The organism is Gordonia sp. UBA7599 (assembly GCA_002477755.1).
Taxonomy (GTDB): Bacteria; Actinomycetota; Actinomycetes; order Mycobacteriales; family Mycobacteriaceae; genus Gordonia.
Genome location: DLKD01000014.1, coordinates 70025 through 86535 on the forward strand (window position 1 = coordinate 70025; position 16511 = coordinate 86535).

A 16511-nucleotide genomic window follows, 5' to 3' on the forward strand; every position below is an offset into this window, starting at 1 on the left:
CACTAGGCTAGCACAACATCAGATATTTATCTGATATGAGAAGTCACCCCACGCGATAGACCGTGTGCCGCACGCGATCGGCGTCGCGAGTCCCGTCGGCGATGAAGAGGGCATCCTGCAGGCCGGCCAGCGCCGGGTCGGCGGTTTCGAACCGGATCGTGACGCGGAAGTAGACGCCGGCCTCACTAGTGGTGCGCACGCCCTGGGCGCGGATGCCGATCAACGCCCCCTCGGCGGTCCGGGCGTCATACGTAGCATCGATCTCGACGACCAGACCGTCGCCCGAACCGCGGATCAGCTGACGGTCTCCGCCGCCGGGCCGGATCTCGGCGCGTAGCGCCTCCACCACGGAATCCTCAGCCGACGGCAATCCCCGCACTGTGCCGCCGAGGATCGGTGTGACACGGCGGTGGCCGTCGCGGGTGATCCCGACGTCGACGGACTCACCGAGGATCACCTCGATCTCGGCGACCGGGACGAGCACCGGGCTCACGGCCCCTCGACCTCGACAGTCAGCGACGACCGCGCGTGCAAGTGGTCGGGGTGGAAGCCGGCCGCACGCTTGTAGTCGGCGGCGATCTCCTCGAGTTCCTCGCGGCTGATCACGTCGTGCACATGGGTGAAGCCCTGCGGGGCGCGTTCGCGCGCAAGCGCCATGATCCGCTCCGGCCCGGTCTGGCGGGTCTTGGCCAGCAGCGCCGTCGTCAGTGGACGGCGGGCTTGCTCGTATTCGGTCAGGGCCGCCGCGACCGTCGGCTGGGTGGCAAGTTGATAGGCCAGCGTGCGTGCGTCGAGCGTGGCCTGCGAGCCGCCGTTCGATCCGTTCGGGTACATCGCATGAGCGGCGTCGCCCAGCAGAGTGACGGTGCCGAAACTCCATTGCGGCAGCGCCTCGACATCGCTGCTCGCGTACTCGAGGATCTCCTCGGACGCGCGCACGATGGCGGGGACGTCGATCCAGTCGAACACCCAGTCGTTGAACAGCGCGGCCAGCGGGAGGCCCTTGGACAGGTTCATCGCATAGACGTCGACGCGCAGACGGTGGCCCGGCCGCAGGAGCAGGTCGGTGCCCAGGAGCCCCACGTCGACGGTGACCGCTCGGCCCGGCACGATTCGCTTGCGCTTGGCCAGCGAGAGCCAGGTGTACGGGTCAACGACGTCGCCGTTGGGCGCGAAGGTCGAACGCGCCGGGTCGTACGCGGTCAGTGACGCCACGACCTGTCCCGACGTCAGTTGCGTCGAAACCCCGTTGGGCGCAACGTCGTTCAACGTCGCCACCCAGTAGCCGTCCCTGGCATCCAAGACGGTGTTGAGATGCAGGTTGGTGGGGCCGCTGATCACCGTCGGCGTCCGGACGGGCGCAGAGGTGAAGGTGAGCGCGTTGGTTTCGGCGATGCGCGAGTCATCGGTGCACGCGGGGAAGACGGCGAGCATCCCGACGGCCGGTTGCGCCGACTCGCGGGAGCAGAGCGTCGTCAGACCCGGGGCGATGGTCAAGCGCTGCGACGACGAGCCGGCCCGGGTTAGCGTCCCGTCGTGAGCGGCGGTCGGGGCCGTGCCGCTGCGCCGTCCGGACAGGTACATGCGCTGGTAGGACATGCCCGGTCGAGGGAAGTCCGACGTTGACGTCCAGCCGTTGCCGTGTTGGTAGAGCGTCACCGGACCGTAGCGGTCGATACCGTTGTCGATGCCCTTGAGCCAGCGGTCGAACCAGGCCTTCTGCAGGACGTCGATGCGGGGCGGTTGGCCGGCGCCACCCATCTTGTAGCCCATGTTCGCGTGGTAGGTCGGGCCCATGAACAGCTGCTTCTGCCCGGTGGGCAGTTGCAGTTTGTTGTACATGCGGAGCTCGTCGTAGGTGAAGATGTCGAACCACCCACCGAGGATGAACGTCGGGACGCGGATCTTGTCGGCGTGGTCCAGGTAGTCGCGTCGGATCGAGCTGTTCGGGTCGACCAGCGCGGCCACTGGCGGCGACAGTTGCTTGGTACTCGGGTTGGTCAGCGCCTCGATGAGCAGTGGGAAGAACACCGCGGGGTCGTGGACGCGGGAGGCGAGCCACTTCCAATCGAAGGTCCCGTTGAGCATGGAAGCGACGTTGGGGATCATCTTGAGCGAGTTGACGCCGGTCAGCCACATCGGGAGGAAGCCGATCCCGACGGCACCGCCCGGTGCGACGATCGAGTGCACCAGGTCGCCGCCGGGAACGACGGGGAAGATGGCCTTGAGGTGCTCGGGGTTCTTGTTGGCGGCGTAGATCTGGTTGATGCCCGAGTAGGAGCCGCCGGTCATCCCGACTTTGCCGTTGGACCACGGCTGCCGTGCAGCCCAGTCGATGACCTCGAGGGTGTCCTGCTGTTCACGGGCCTGGAAGACATCCCACACGCCTTGCGACCATCCGGTGCCGCGGACGTCGACGATGATCTGCGTGTAACCCGAACGGACGAGGCGGGGGTCGACACCGCTGATGGCGATGCCCCCGCCCTTGATGAGCCCGAGGAGTTGTTCGGCGCTCGCGATGGGGGTTCCGGTGAGGTTGACCGACGCGACGATCTGTTCCAGGAGCGGCCACAGCACTGGATTGTTGGCCGCCTCGCCGGCCATCGAGAAGATCAGCTTGCTGTAGGGGGTGAGGTTCACCAACACGGGAGTCTTGGTCTTGATGGGTCGACCCGATCGGTCCGCGGGCCGGTAGACGTTGGCTCTAAGGATCACCCCGTCACTCATGCGCAGTTGTATGTCGCGGTCGGCGTGCATACCGGGGTACTGCGGGTTCGCCTTGTAGTCGGCGGTCCAGTGGCGCCCGTCAGCACCGCCGGAAGGTTGAGCCGCCGCGGTGCCGGCGATACCCGGTGCGACGAGGAGCGTTGATGCGACGGCGAGCATCGCGAGACGACGGAAATGTGATCGCATGAACTAAAACCCCCCGGTGCGCGATGTGACTTTGCGGAGTATGGCACACGTGACTTAAACGCTGGAGGTGATCCGAGACCTGGGGATGCAGTTCATCAACGGACTCGACGGCCAGAGGGGCTAGAGGGGTCGTTGTTGTCCAACGGTGCCGATGAGGCGTTCCGCGGAACGCATCTTGAGCGCCGTGGTACGGCGGCTGTCATTCAGTCCATGAGCATGTCCGCGAGCCACTCGTCGGGGTCCATCGAGTCCAGCAGCGGACCCCAGCCGGGCACGATGACGAAATCCGCGGCGGTCAAAGTGATGCCATGCCGGGTGGCCTCGCGGATCACGCGGTTGATGGTGCGCCGGTCCTCGGCGGTGGGTGCTGGTTCGTCACTTCGATCGGGAACGTAGGGCACCGCGCCCCGTGCATCAATATCCATGGTTCAAATCCCTTCGGGTTGGCGGTCCAGTACCACTGCTAGGAGCGCCCACTGCCTAGTTGCCTGGCGATGCCTGGCGGATAGCGTGGACCAATTTCTCTGCCTTATAGGCGACCTCGTGCAAGAGGTCTACCTCCTCCTCGTCCAACTTCGTCATCGTCGGAACGTCGAAGTCCTCGCATGCATCGCTGAACAACTCACGATTCCTGCCATGCTCGGCGAGTGCTGCCTCCAGGTCCCCAAGGCCCGCAATTGTGATCATCGGTTGTCCTTCTCGCCAGTGTTCGTTCGCCGCAAGCGTTTCAGACAGTCTGTCGGTGAGGCCTGACAGACTGAGCCAATGGAAGAGGGCATCTACGAAAAGCTCATCACGGATGGGTTGAAGCGGGGGCTCGCGTCGGCACCCCTCAAATCGGAGATTCGTGGCGTCGACAAAGCTGATCAGCCGCATGTCTTCGCTCGGCACATCGCCTCGATAGTCGAGCGAGAGCTCCGGTCCATCGCGAACCCGCTCACTAGGCTCACCAAAGCAAACGAACTACTTGGCGTAGTTGGCGCCGAGGATGAATTGGTCGCCTCCCCGCCGGAGGAACTCCTCCGCGTTTTCCGGGATGCAGCACCGGGCGTTCAGGATCGTACAAGACTTCGGCCGGCAACCCCGCTTGCTGATGTTGCATTGCTGACGAACGCTGGCAACGGTGAGCCGTCTATTGGACACGAGCTTTCAGCCGAGATGGCTTCAGCGGACTCTGTTGATCTGGTGTGTGCCTTCATTCGATGGAGCGGTGTCCGCCTGCTTGAACCTCAGCTCCGCGACTTTGCTGCTGCCGGCAAACGCTTGCGAATCATTACGACCACGTACTTGGGGTCGACGGAGCGCAAGACCCTCGATCGGCTGGTGAACGATTACAACGCGGAGATAATGGTCCAATATGACGCGCTTCGCACCCGTCTCCACGCAAAGGCGTGGTTGTTCCGGAGAACTAGTGGTTTCGATACTGCCTACATCGGCTCATCGAACCTCTCCAATGCGGCGCTGATTGACGGTGTCGAATGGAACGTGCGGTTGTCGCGCGTTGCGACTCCGAGCCTTCTTGAACGGTTTGAAGCCACGTTTGAGACGTACTGGAGTGAGGACGAATCCTTCGAGCACTATGACCCGGCTAAAGACGGCGATCGCCTCGACGATGCGCTGGCAGAGGCATCCGGAAGATCAGCGCGACCAGGCGCGACGCTTCAACTCGCTGGGCTTGAGGTCCGCCCGTACCCGTATCAGACAGAGATGCTTGAGGAGCTCTGGGCGGAACGAACGATGCATGACCGCCACTGGAATCTGGTGGTTGCCGCAACCGGTACAGGGAAGACCGTGCTGGCGGCCCTTGATTATCGACACCTCTACCGCGAAAGCGGGGCGCAACGCCGGCCACGCCTCCTTTTTGTCGCCCATCGCCGCGAAATCCTCGAGCAGGCGCGACGGACATTCCGGGAAGTCCTGACGGATCCAGACTTTGGCGAGCTCTACGTATCGGGGCGGCGTCCTGACCGTTGGGAGCACGTGTTCGCGAGCGTTCAATCGCTTCACAGTTACGACGTCCAGAAGATCCCTGGCGATCACTTTGAAGTAGTGATCATCGACGAGTTCCATCACGCAGAAGCTTCGACGTATCGTCGCCTTCTCGATCACCTCCGTCCGCAAGAATTGGTTGGATTGACGGCAACCCCGGAACGCGCCGACGGCGTCAACGTTGCCCAATTCTTTGGCAACAGGATCGCAACCGAGCTAAGGCTGTGGGACGCGTTGTCGGCGGAGTTACTGTGTCCGTTCCACTACTTCGGAATTTCGGACGGCATCGACCTGACCAGGGTCGATTGGGGTTATGGTCGCTATGACACGGGAGAGCTGGAGCGCATCTACTCGGGTAGTGACGCGAGGGTTCGGCTGATCCTCAAGTCGGTGGCAGACAAACTTGCTGAACCCCGCGATGTGCGCGCGCTTGGCTTCTGTGTGTCGGTCAAGCACGCCGAGTTCATGGCACTGAGGTTCAACCAGGCTGGGATTCCGTCGGCAGTGGTCCATGGCGAGACACCGCAGGCTGACCGAGAGCGTGTCCGATCAGACCTTCAGCGACGGAGCGTCAACGTGGTGTTCTCAGTGGACGTATTCAACGAGGGTGTCGACATTCCAGAGGTCGACACGATCCTCATGCTGCGGCCGACTGAAAGCGCCACTATTTTCCTGCAGCAGCTGGGGCGCGGTCTTCGGCGGACCGAGGATAAGCCGGTGCTGACGGTACTGGACTTTGTTGGTCACCAACGTGAAGAGTTCCGTTGGGACCTGCGGCTTCGGGCGATGACGGGTCGTAGACGAAGTGAACTAGCGAAGGACGTCGAAAAGGATTTTCCGTTCCTGCCGTCAGGGTGTCGGATCGTCTTCGACGAGAGCTCCCAGGAGTCCGTGCTCAGCAACCTCAAGCAACAACTGTCGGCACGGTGGCCAGACATGGTGAAGGAGCTGCGGAGTCTTGGCGACATTTCGCTTGCCGACTTTCTCAGTGAAACTGGCCTTGGGCTGGCGGACCTTCTTAAGCCAGGCAGTACTCCGCGATCGTGGACTTTGCTTCGTCGAGCCGCAGGCTTGGAGGATGAACCGGCGACTCCGCTCGAAAGCGCTCTTGCCAAGCGGGTGAGAGCGTTCGCCCACGTGGACGATCCAGTCCGTCTCAACGGGTTCCTGTCGCTGCTTGCACCCGTGGGGCCTAGCTATGAATCGATGTCGGTCGCGGAGCAGATCCTCGCCCGAATGATGTTCTTCAATCTTTGGCCCAAGGGCGGTGAGCACGCAAGCTATGGCGAAGGACTGCGGGCTCTCCGATCGTCGGAGGCAATAACCCGAGAGATCGGCTCGGTAATCCGCATCGCCAGCGACCAGTCGCGCCAATTGACCCGCCCGCTCGACGGCACCTTGGCGGAAGTGCCGCTTCAGATTCATGCGCGGTACAACCGTGAGGAGATCCTCGCCGGACTTGGGCACGCGTCCCTCTCATCGCTGCCGGCGCATTTTCGTGAAGGGGTCAAGTACTTCGAAGGACTCAACGTGGATGCCTTCTTCGTCACCTTGGAGAAGTCGGATTCGGAGTTCTCGCCGACCACGATGTACCGCGACTACCCGATCAGCCGCTCCCTATTCCATTGGGAATCTCAATCAACCACCAGCCTGAACTCGCCGACCGGTCAGCGGTACGTGAACGGCACGAGCACTGTGTTGCTGTTCGCGCGGACCAACAAGGACGGGGACTTTGGAGCCAGGCCATACCTATTCTTGGGTCCAGCGACGATTGTTGACCACCAGGGAGAGAAGCCAATTGCGATTACCTGGAAGCTGAAGTACGAGATGCCAGCTGAGTTCTTTAACGAGGCCAAGGTTGCTGCAGGGTAGCCAGGAAAAGGAGAGACCAGTCAACCGGGAGGTCCGTCGAGCAATGAATATCACCAGAACCTTCGAGAGCACCGCCGAATACTTGCTTGCCAAAGCCCATCACGCAGCATTCGGTAAGCCTCCCACCGGGCCATGGCTGCGGGCGATTGCAATGCGTGCCGGGACGAGGGGCCCGGTTGCGACTCTCGCCGATGCCGGCGCCGCGGCTGGTGTGACCCGTGAGCGGATGCGTCAGGTAATGAAGAAGTTGGCTCCTCATTTGGAGGGCGGGATTGATCCCCGCGCCGTCGACCTCGCTCGTGAGCTTGTAGCCCATTCGCCAGTGCCCGAACCGATTGGGGCCCAATTCGACGCCGCGGGATTGACGCGCTCTACTCTCACCGGGGAGGGGTTCTTGAACTTTCTGAACCTGGCCGGTGTCAGTCCCACTGACCTCGTAGGGACGGATCTGGTGTGCGTCGATGGGTGGGTTGTCGAGGCGTCTGAACTGCCCGTGATGAATGCCGTGACAGTGGTCAGGCGCCAAACGAGTTCGTTCGGGATGACCACGGTTGAGGAAGTCCAGAGGACACTTTCGAGCGCAGACACCGCAGTTGATCCCAGCGACATCGAACGAATCCTGAGGGGTGAGCCCACCGTTCGATGGAGTGGCCGGTGGCTCTGGATGGAAAAGGACGACAGTTTGCACGCCAATCGCCTTGTCAACACGGCTAGGTCGATCCTCTCCGTGAATTCACCTCTGTCTGTTGGATCCATCCATGACGGTGCGAAACGGATGTGGAAGTTTCGGAAGGTTGCTGTTCTGCCTCCGGTCTCCGCGATGCAAGGCTTCTTCGAAGCCAGTCCCTACTTCATCGTTGAGGGCGACATGGTCCGGTCGTTGGAGCCGCTGGACTATCACGTGGTCCAAGGAGAGATCACTGCCGCAATGATCGATGTACTTAAAGAATCTCCCTACCAAGTCATGGATCGGAGATCACTCGAGGAGGCCTGCGCCGACGCGGGTGTCCCCGCAGGGACCTTCGGAGTGTGGACGACGTACGCGGAATGGATGGAGAAGTTTGGCCATGACGTGTGGGGGTTGCGGGGCAGTTCACCTAGCGCAGCAGCCGTCAAGGCCATTCGCGACGCAGCGAAGGCGCGGCGAAAGGCCGAGTCGCGCAGAAAGGCGTGGGTTCGGGATCGTGCTGGCAGGTTTGTCCAGACGATGGACGTGACCACCTCGTTCGTCAGCTCAGGCGTCATGTCTTTCGTACCCGAGATCCACGAGATGTTTGCGGGCGAGTCACTCACGGTTGTTCATGGAGGCGAGGAAGTAGGCACGGCGAAGCTCGGCGCTAACCACTCGTTCTGTTGGGGTTGGGGTCGAGTCATCCGCAAGCTTGGTGTGCAACCAGGGCAGGTGGTCAGGCTCGCAGCCGATGTTGATTCGCGGACGGTGGAGCTGACCATTGGCAATGAGGAGTTGTGGGACGCGTCGAGCTAACCGTTACGGCGGCACGTTGAATCCGCTCGCGAGTCAAATGCCCCAAGCGAATTCGCGGGCGACTAATTCTGGGCACGCCTGGCAGGCGAGGATGACTACGAAATAGGCGGCGTCCTTGTCGACCGCGTTCCCGTCGCCGGTACGCGGGAACAGGTGATCCTCTGACCAGTCGACGAGCTCGTCGCCGAAGTCGGCCGGGGTCGGCACCGAGACGTCGAAAGTTTCCTCGTGGACATGCTCCTCGTCGTCGTAGATGTTGGTGAACCGAGCGGTGATCTCCATGACGACAGCATCGCCGGCTGCACTGACAAACCTGACCAACTCAGGCCTCACGCGAGTAGGTTCCTCCCGAGGAGGAACTTGATCATGAAACGACCCGCGCCAACGCGCCGGTGGCACCTGCGCGCTGCGACTATCGCTGCGACGGGACTACTCGCGGCGCTTGCACCGATCAGCGTCGTCGGTGCCGCACGCGCCGACAACGGCGGCGACCCGCCACCGAAAGGCGCCAACAATTGGGCCTGCCGCAGTGCAACGCATCCGACTCCGGTGGTCTTGGTTCACGGCACGACGGCCAACCAGAACCAGAACTGGGCGACGCTCTCGCCGGCACTGACCGATGCGGGGTACTGCGTCTACACCTTCACCTACGGTGTTCTGCCCGGGCTGCCCGGCATCGGGGGCCTTGGCCCGTTCGCGGCTTCGGTCAAGCGTCTCGCGCAGTTTGCCGACACGGTGCGCAGCCGCACGGGTGCGGACAAGCTCGACTTCGTCGGCCACTCCCAGGGGGCGGCGGTCCAGATGGCGTACCTGCGCGACTATGAGGGCGCAAAGCACGCCCGTCGCGTGATCAACTTCGCCGGAGTCGTGTCGGGGCCGCCCGCGGGTGCACTGGGCGGGCTGCTCGGTTTGGCCCCGGGCGCGGTGGGAACGGTGTGTCCGGCGTGTGCCACCCTGGGCGACCCCGCGACATACCGGATCGTGAACTACCCGAACGTCCAGTACGTCAACATCGCCAGCAACACCGACGAGGTCGTGCAGCCGCCGTCGGTGTCCTTCATGAAGCCAGCGCCCAACGTCCGCAACGTGCTGGTGCAGTCGTATTGCCCGGGGATGATGGTCGGGCACGACGCCATGTCGAAGAACCCGACGGTCCGTCGGATCATCATGAACGGGCTCGATCCGGCGACGGCACAGCCGGTGCCCTGCGGTCCGAACGACCCGTTCTAGGGCCCTCCAAGCCGAACCTCGGAGGTCGCTGGGAGGTTGGTGTGGGCGTGCTTGGGCGTCTTCCCTCCGGACGTTGGCACTGTCAGCCTTGAGTTCCGGCACGACTCGAGGAGGCTGACATGGCATTCCGACACAGCACTTCGCATACGGCGCCCGCGCAACACCGCGTCGTCTCAGTGGTCCTCGGTGCGATCGTGGGCAGCTCGTCCATGATCGGCGCCATCGTCGCCAATCAGGTCCACTTCAATCAGACCGGTTCGACGCTGTTCCCCTTCATCGCGACGCTTGCTCGGTAGGCGTCTGGTTGTCTTGAGGGAGTTGGCATTTCGGCTCGCGAGGTCTCGATACACCGGCTCGCAAGCTCGTCGGCACTCGACCACCCATATGTCGGCACTCGACCACCGCCGGATCCACTCGACAACCGTCGAATCGCCCGATTTCCGTGGCCCCAATCACATTGAAGCTGGGAGGCCGCTGGGAGGTCTCTCCGAGCCTGCTTAGGCGCATTCCCAAGTGTCGGGGGTGCGTGTCAGCCTGGATATACCAAGTCACCAGGAGGACGCCATGACTATTCGGCACACGGGCAAGCACCGCATCGTTGCAGCGCCGGCGTACCGCGTTCACCGTCGGGTCACGTGGATCCTGTCGGCGATCGTCGTGAGCCTGGCCATGATCGTCGTCGCCGTCGCGAACATGGTGTATTTCACCGAGACCGGCGCGAGCCTCATCCCCGGCCTCGGCCACTAAACAGACACGAAGTACCGACGTCCCCGGCGCCCTATGGGCCCGGGGACGTTGTGCGTCCGGGGAATTCGGGTAGTCGACTACGCGCGCGTAACCCCCGTGCAGTTGGGACCGTGGACACACACGAAACACCGACGACGAGGAGGACGCCATGACCATCCGGCACACCGGCAAGCACAGCATCGTGACGACCCCGATCTACCGCGCTCACCGTCGGGTCACGTGGATCCTTTCGTCCATCGTTGTGAGTCTGGCCCTGATCGTCGTCGCCATGGCCGACTTGGTCTACACGACCCAGACCGGCGCGAGCCTCACCGGCGGCCTCTTCTTCTGAACTGCCTCGTCGGCTACCGTGGGCCCCGACAAGGAGCGCCGATGGACCCGACTATCACGTGGCGCGGCGACGTCGTCGACCACGGCGATGCCGCCGTCTATCGAGGGGCCTTCGGCCCGACGCGAATCCACCGCCACTACGCCGTCCAGCTCGTCCACTGCCCGCAGGGGCTGACGATCAGCGTCGACGATGAGCCCATCGACGTGGTGTCCGCCGTCATCGGCTCGGGCGTCGCGCACGGCATCGCCTCGTCGGGGATCGGGGAGTTCTCCTACTTCGCACCCCACTCCCAGCGCGGCCGACGGTGGCAGGAATATCTCGACGGTCGGCAGGTCGCCGCTGTCGACGGTCCGCCGGCCCCCTCTCGCCCGAGCGGCGAGCGTCACGACCTGGCCGTCGCCATCGTCACGTGGGTGGGGGAGCGGGTCGCCGCCGAACCCGACCGGCCGTTGCGCGCCGACGACGCGACCGCCCAGTTCCACCTCTCGCAAAGCGCGATCCTGCGCACCCTGCGCGACGAGCTCGCCGTGACGTTCTCGTCGGTCGTGAAGTGGGAGCGGCTGTGCGTCGCGCTGCGACTCATCGTCGACGGTGCTTCGGTCACCGAGGCGGCCATCGGCGGTGGGTTCTTCGACGGCCCGCACTTCACCCGAGCCTGCAACGAGATGCTGGGTCTGCCGCCCAAACTCCTCGACGTCGGACTCGTCCGGCCGGCCTGAGGCGCGAGCGCCGGATTCGTACAAGCCCGGCTCACCGTCGGGCGACGACGATGACACGGTGCTGAAAAAGGAACCCCGCCGTCCCGCCCGCCTCGGTGCCCTCGCCGCCATCCTCGTCCTGGCAGTCCTCGGCATCGCCCTGATGCCCTCGACCGTCACGCATCTGAAGACGGGTGGCCTGGCCGCTGATTCCAGCGAATCGGTCCGAGCCGACGCACTGCTCAAGAAGCACTTCCCTGCGGCCACGCCCGACATCGTTCTGGTGTTGACGCCCGGCGCTGGGGGCCGGGCCGGGGCGGTCAGGACTGTCGAGGCGGTCGCGAGGCTCCCCCACGTCACTGCGGTCCACTCCTACTTCTCCGACACCCCGGTGCCCGAACTCGCCACCGCCGATGGGCGCGCGGGACTGGCCTTCGTGTCTGCGCCGGGAGTGGGCGCGCCAGCCGATCTGATCAAGATCGTCGACGGTGCTCGTGAGGCCGGGCAGCGTTACGGAGTCGGCGTGACCGCCGGGGGTGACGGGGTGATCGACGGGGCGATCGACAAGCTGGCCGAGGAGAGCCTCGTGCGCTCCGAGCTCATCGCCGCGCCGGTGGTCGCGGTGATACTGCTGATCGTCTTCGGGTCGGTGTGGGCGGCGGCGATGCCACTGCTCGCGGGCGGTGCGGCCGTCGCGATCGCCATGGCGCTGCTGCACGTTCTGGCCCGACTGACCGACGTCTCGACCTTCGCGATCAACCTGGCGACCGCGCTCGGCTTCGGTCTCGCGATCGACTACAGCCTGTTCATCGTGTCGCGATGGAGGGAATGCCGCGCCCAGGGGATGAGTCCGCAGCAGTCGCGCCGCACCACGCTACGCACCTCGGGCCGGACCATCGCGTTCTCCGGGATCACTGTCGTGATCGTGATGGCTGCGCTGCTCGTCTTCCCCGGATACTTCCTCAAGTCGTTGGCCTACAGCGGCATCATCACCATCGCGACGGTGATGGCCGTGACGCTGTTCGTCGTCCCGTGGATGCTGGAGGTCGTCGGAGAGCGGGCTCTGCGCCGCTACCGCTGGAGCCGTTGGGCGGCGGTCGAGTACGACCCCGACGCGCAGGCGCCGCGCAACCCGCCGAGCGGCACCCGCACCTGGGCAGGGGCGGTGCTCATCACCGGGCTGCTGATCGGCGCTGCCGCACCGTTCCTGCATGCCAACTTCATTGCCCGCGACTACCGCGAACTTCCGGCCAACGACCCCGCTCGCCACGGCACCGAGGCACTGATCACCCAGTTCCCGGCGCTGGCGCAGAACAGCGCGTCAGTCGCGTTCCCCGACGGTGCGCCGCGCGCCGAACTGGACGCGACGGCCCGGCGTCTCGCGCAGATCCCCGACGTCGAGTCGGTTCGGTGGTCGGGAGGCCAGGCAACACGCTCGACGACGATCCCGCCGTCGCCCTTCGATGCGGCGATGTTCGGCACCGGCTCCGGCCCGACGTGGATCCAGGCCAACCTCGCCGTCGCTGCCGAGTCGGAGCGTGCCGCCGACGCGGTGCGGGCGATTCGTACCGAGGTCGGCGGTGAGGCGTTGGTCGGGGGTCCGACGGCGGGCCTCGTCGATATCAACGACGGGCTCACGTCTCGCCTGCCGTATGCCGTCGTCGCGATCGTCGTCGTCACCGCATTGCTGTTGTTCCTACTCACCGGGTCGGTGGTGTTGCCGGTCATCGGCGTTGCGTTGTCGGTGTTGTCCCTCGGTGCGACTTTCGGCTCCTTGGTCTTCATCTTCCAAGAAGGGCACCTGCGCGAGCTGCTCGGCGGGTTCACCGCCTTCGGTGCCATCAACGTGACCGCGCCGATCCTGTTGTTCTGCATCGCCTACGGGCTGTCGATGGACTATCAGATGTTCATCCTGGCGCGCATCGCCGAGGAGTACGCCGGCGGCCGGAGTAGTGCCGATGCGGTGGCGATCGGGATGGCCGCGACCCGCCGCGTCATCGGTGCGGCGGCGGTGTTGATCGGGATCGTCCTCGCCGCGCTGGCCGCATCGCAGCTGACCTACCTGAAGATCCTCGGCGTCGGATTGGCCACCGCGATCGTCGTCGACGCGTTTATCGTGCGGCTCTTCCTGCTGCCGAACGTGATGAGGATTGTCGGGGACGCGGCCTGGTACCGACCGCGCTGGCTCGACCCGGTCTACGAGCGGCTCAAGGTTTCGCATTAGGGGGCGGTGACGCTAGGTCAGCCCTCATACCGGGCAAAACGTCCCGAACGCCGAAACAGGTAGGCAAGTACTCATGCCGGGCGGCTCGGTGAGTGAGACGGTTGTTCTACAACCGGATCAACAGGAGGAACGATGATTCTGCCCAAGCTGACACGAACCGCTCTCGCCGTCGCGGTGGGGGCGTCCGCGCTCACCGCAACAGCACTCGGCTCGTCGACGGCGTCGGCGGCGCCCGCGACAAAAGTCTGGGCCGACGGATCGTCGATCTACGCCCGCGCCGACAGGCTTCCGCCGGGCCTGAAGGAGTGCGGGCTCCACGTTCCGCCGGCGCCCTACGACATCGTCGGCACGTACCTAGGGAGCCAGCAGGGCACCAATATCAATGGCACGACCCGCGGCAGTTCGATCACCCTGGTGATGCGCGGGGCATGGCCCGCCTCGTACGTGGTCCGTTTCGAATGCACGCGGACTGACGACTTCATCTTCGGTATCGACCGCAGGGTCAGCGTGGGCGGGTTGAGCTGATGATCCGCCCGTTTCCTACACGACGAGTCGGGCTCCCACATCGGCCCGAGTCGGAAGGCTGCGCGCCGCGTTGGATTTGCGCGCCCACCCGCGTCGCTGTCGCCGCGCTGGCCATCAGCGGCTCCACGTTCGCCGGCGCGATGCTCGTCCCGTCGTCGGCGTTCGCGGCGCCTGCGGTCAAGGTGTGGTCCGCCGGATCCTCGATCTACGCCCAAATCGACCGGATGCCGCCGGGCGCCAAGAGCTGCCTGCTGCAGGTCCCGCCCACGTTCTACGACGTTATCGGCCTCACTCTTGGCAGCGGCGTGGGGAAGTCGGATCGGCGTGAGACGGGAGGGTCATCGCTCACACTCTCGGTCGGCGGTCTGTTGCCGGGACCCTATGACGTCCACCTGAATTGCCTCCACCCCGGCCACCCCGTCCTGATCAGCACCACGCGCCGCGTCAGCGTGGGGGGACTGAGCTGACACCCTGAAAGCTGCCAAATATCGAGGTCCCGAGGGAGTATCTCCCTCGGGACCTCAGTAGTCGACAGCTTTCAGGGGCTGTTAGGTCAACTCCGCACCTGTAAGCGGCGGAGAAGCGTCGAGGAGGACGTTCTCGTCGTCGGAGAAGACCCGCGAGCGGGAGAGGAACCGCACCCCTTCGGGTGCCTCCAACGAGAACCCGGCGCCGCGGCCCGGCACGACGTCGAGGATCAGCTGCGTGTGCTTCCAGAGCTGGAACTGGTCGCCGTTGATCCACACGCGCACCGCCGGCAGCGGATCGGGCAGCGCGATCTCGCCGACGAGAACGTCGCGCTGTCCGATCCGGTACTCGCCGACCGGGTAACACATCGGCGCCGATCCGTCGCAGCAGCCACCGGACTGATGGATCATGAGACCGCCGTGGAGCTCTGACAGCTTGGTCAAGAGCTCCACGGCGGAGTCGGTGGCAACCACGCGCTCGGGAGTGGTTGTGTCAGACATCGGCTTAGAAGAAGCCCTTGGCGGACTGCGCGTAGCCCACCAGCAGGTTCTTGGTCTGCTGGTAGTGCTCAAGCATCGCCAGGTGGTTCTCGCGCCCGATGCCGGACTGCTTGTAGCCGCCGAAGGCCGCGTGCGCAGGGTAGTCGTGGTAGGTGTTCGTCCACACCCGACCGGCCTGGATGTCACGGCCCGCCCGGTAGGCGACCGCGCCGTTGCGGCTCCACACACCGGCGCCGAGGCCGTAGAGCGTGTCGTTGGCGATCGAGATCGCCTCGTCGTAGTCGGAGAAGGACGTCACCGAGAGCACCGGACCGAAGATCTCCTCCTGGAAGATCCGCATGTCGTTGCGGCCGGCGAACACGGTGGGGGTGATGTAGAAACCACCGGCCAGGTCGCCGCCCAGATCGAGCGGCTCACCGCCGGTCAACACCTTGGCGCCCTCTTCCTTGCCGATCGACAGGTAGGACTTGATCTTCTCGAACTGATCGCTGGAGGCCTGGGCGCCCATCATCGTGTCGGTGTCCAACGGGTTGCCCTGCTTGATGGCCTTGACCCGGGCGATCGCCTTGTCGAGGAAGCCGTCGTAGATGCCCTTCTGGATCAGGCCGCGGCTCGGGCAGGTGCAGACCTCGCCCTGGTTGAGGGCGAACATCGTGAAGCCCTCCAGCGCGCGGTCGAGGAAGCCGTCGTCGGCGCTCATCACGTCGTCGAAGAAGATGTTGGGGCTCTTGCCGCCCAACTCCAGCGTCACCGGAATCAGGTTCTCCGACGCGTACTGCATGATCAGGCGGCCCGTCGTGGTCTCGCCGGTGAATGCGATCTTGCGGATGCGGTTGCTCGACGCCAACGGCTTGCCCGCCTCGACGCCGAAGCCGTTGACGATGTTGACCACACCGTCGGGCAGCAGGTCGCCGATGATGCTGAACAAGAACAGGATCGATGCCGGGGTCTGCTCGGCCGGCTTCAGCACCACACAGTTGCCCGCGGCGAGTGCCGGGGCGAGCTTCCACACGGCCATGAGGATCGGGAAGTTCCACGGGATGATCTGCCCGACGACGCCGAGCGGCTCGTGGAAGTGGTAGGCGACGGTGTCGGAGTCGATCTCGGAGATCCCGCCCTCCTGGGCGCGCACGACGCCGGCGAAGTAGCGGAAGTGGTCGACGGCCAGCGGGATGTCGGCGGCGAGGGTCTCGCGGACCGCCTTGCCGTTGTCCCAGGTCTCGGCGACGGCGATCTTCTCGAGGTTCGCCTCGATGCGGTCGGCGATCTTGTTGAGGATCACCGCGCGCTCGGCGACCGACGTCTTGCCCCACGCCGGTGCCGCGGCCCAAGCGGCGTCGAGCGCGAGGTCGATGTCCTCGGCTGTCGAGCGTGCGACCTCACAGAAGGTCTTGCCGTCGACGGGCGACGGGTTCTCGAAGTATTGGCCCTTGACCGGCGGGACCCACTTGCCGCCGATCCAGTTGTCGTAGCGCGACTCGTAGCTCATCACGGAGCCCTCGGTACCGGGCTTGGCGTAGACAGACAT

Annotated in this window: 17 protein-coding genes; 10 read left to right on the plus strand and 7 right to left on the minus strand. The window is 64.6% G+C overall.

The features are described 5' to 3' along the window. Nucleotides 1-43: 43 nt before the first annotated feature. The 4 genes from B4L26_RS01650 to B4L26_RS01665 all read right to left on the minus strand — a co-directional run bounded on the left by B4L26_RS01650 (nt 44) and on the right by B4L26_RS01665 (nt 3600). Complete coding sequence (locus B4L26_RS01650; protein WP_290715040.1) at nt 44-493, minus strand: DUF3237 domain-containing protein; 450 nt, start codon at nt 491-493, stop codon at nt 44-46. Then, nucleotides 490-2913 (minus strand): CocE/NonD family hydrolase, encoded by a 2424-nt coding sequence (locus tag B4L26_RS01655; RefSeq protein ID WP_290715041.1) that lies wholly within the window; start codon nt 2911-2913, stop codon nt 490-492. Before B4L26_RS01655 ends, B4L26_RS01650 begins: the two co-directional genes overlap by 4 nt. 203 nt (nt 2914-3116) lie before the next feature. Further along, the gene (locus tag B4L26_RS01660; RefSeq protein WP_290715042.1) at nt 3117-3338 is read right to left on the minus strand and encodes a hypothetical protein; all 222 of its coding nucleotides are present in this window, start codon (nt 3336-3338) and stop codon (nt 3117-3119) included. A 55-nt stretch (nt 3339-3393) separates the two neighbouring features. Next, nucleotides 3394-3600 carry a hypothetical protein gene (locus B4L26_RS01665; protein WP_290715044.1) on the minus strand — a complete coding sequence of 69 codons (207 nt, stop codon included), beginning with the start codon at nt 3598-3600 and terminating at the stop codon, nt 3394-3396. 78 nt (nt 3601-3678) lie between these two features. On the opposite strand from B4L26_RS01665, the gene B4L26_RS01670 reads away from it, so the two are divergent. After that, complete coding sequence (locus B4L26_RS01670; RefSeq protein WP_290715047.1) at nt 3679-6774, plus strand: DUF3427 domain-containing protein; 3096 nt, start codon at nt 3679-3681, stop codon at nt 6772-6774. Next, nucleotides 6761-8260 (plus strand): hypothetical protein, encoded by a 1500-nt coding sequence (locus B4L26_RS01675; RefSeq protein ID WP_290715049.1) that lies wholly within the window; start codon nt 6761-6763, stop codon nt 8258-8260. The genes B4L26_RS01670 and B4L26_RS01675 overlap by 14 nt, the downstream gene beginning before the upstream one ends. Before the next feature lie 33 nt (nt 8261-8293). Here B4L26_RS01675 and B4L26_RS01680 read toward each other — a convergent pair whose 3' ends face one another. Continuing rightward, nucleotides 8294-8542: a hypothetical protein gene (locus B4L26_RS01680; RefSeq protein ID WP_290715052.1), complete on the minus strand. Its 249-nt coding sequence runs from the start codon at nt 8540-8542 to the stop codon at nt 8294-8296. 84 nt (nt 8543-8626) lie between these two features. Here B4L26_RS01680 and B4L26_RS01685 point away from each other — a divergent pair, with 84 nt between their 5' ends. The 8 genes from B4L26_RS01685 to B4L26_RS01720 all read left to right on the plus strand — a co-directional run bounded on the left by B4L26_RS01685 (nt 8627) and on the right by B4L26_RS01720 (nt 14482). Further along, on the plus strand, nt 8627-9490 hold the full coding sequence (locus B4L26_RS01685) for an esterase/lipase family protein (RefSeq protein ID WP_290715055.1): 864 nt from the start codon (nt 8627-8629) through the stop codon (nt 9488-9490). 119 nt (nt 9491-9609) lie between these two features. Further along, nucleotides 9610-9786, plus strand: a complete 177-nt coding sequence (locus B4L26_RS01690) for a hypothetical protein (protein WP_290715057.1) — start codon at nt 9610-9612, stop codon at nt 9784-9786. Nucleotides 9787-10054: 268 nt separating this feature from the next. Then, nucleotides 10055-10237 (plus strand): hypothetical protein, encoded by a 183-nt coding sequence (locus B4L26_RS01695; RefSeq protein ID WP_290715059.1) that lies wholly within the window; start codon nt 10055-10057, stop codon nt 10235-10237. 148 nt (nt 10238-10385) lie between these two features. Then, nucleotides 10386-10568: a hypothetical protein gene (locus B4L26_RS01700; protein WP_290715061.1), complete on the plus strand. Its 183-nt coding sequence runs from the start codon at nt 10386-10388 to the stop codon at nt 10566-10568. 41 nt (nt 10569-10609) lie between these two features. Beyond that, nucleotides 10610-11287: a helix-turn-helix transcriptional regulator gene (locus B4L26_RS01705; RefSeq protein ID WP_290715063.1), complete on the plus strand. Its 678-nt coding sequence runs from the start codon at nt 10610-10612 to the stop codon at nt 11285-11287. 58 nt (nt 11288-11345) lie between these two features. Continuing rightward, a complete protein-coding gene (locus tag B4L26_RS01710) occupies nt 11346-13490 on the plus strand; it encodes an MMPL family transporter (RefSeq protein ID WP_290715066.1) in 2145 nt (714 codons plus the stop codon). 132 nt (nt 13491-13622) lie between these two features. Further along, nucleotides 13623-14015, plus strand: coding sequence for a hypothetical protein (locus B4L26_RS01715; RefSeq protein WP_290715068.1), 393 nt, complete (start codon nt 13623-13625; stop codon nt 14013-14015). Then, nucleotides 14015-14482: a hypothetical protein gene (locus B4L26_RS01720; RefSeq protein WP_290715071.1), complete on the plus strand. Its 468-nt coding sequence runs from the start codon at nt 14015-14017 to the stop codon at nt 14480-14482. The genes B4L26_RS01715 and B4L26_RS01720 overlap by 1 nt, the downstream gene beginning before the upstream one ends. Nucleotides 14483-14563: 81 nt before the next feature. Here B4L26_RS01720 and B4L26_RS01725 read toward each other — a convergent pair whose 3' ends face one another. Beyond that, entirely contained in the window at nt 14564-14983 is a 420-nt protein-coding gene (locus tag B4L26_RS01725; protein WP_290715074.1) for a DUF779 domain-containing protein, read from the minus strand. Nucleotides 14984-14987: 4 nt separating this feature from the next. Then, complete coding sequence (locus tag B4L26_RS01730; protein ID WP_290715077.1) at nt 14988-16511, minus strand: aldehyde dehydrogenase family protein; 1524 nt, start codon at nt 16509-16511, stop codon at nt 14988-14990.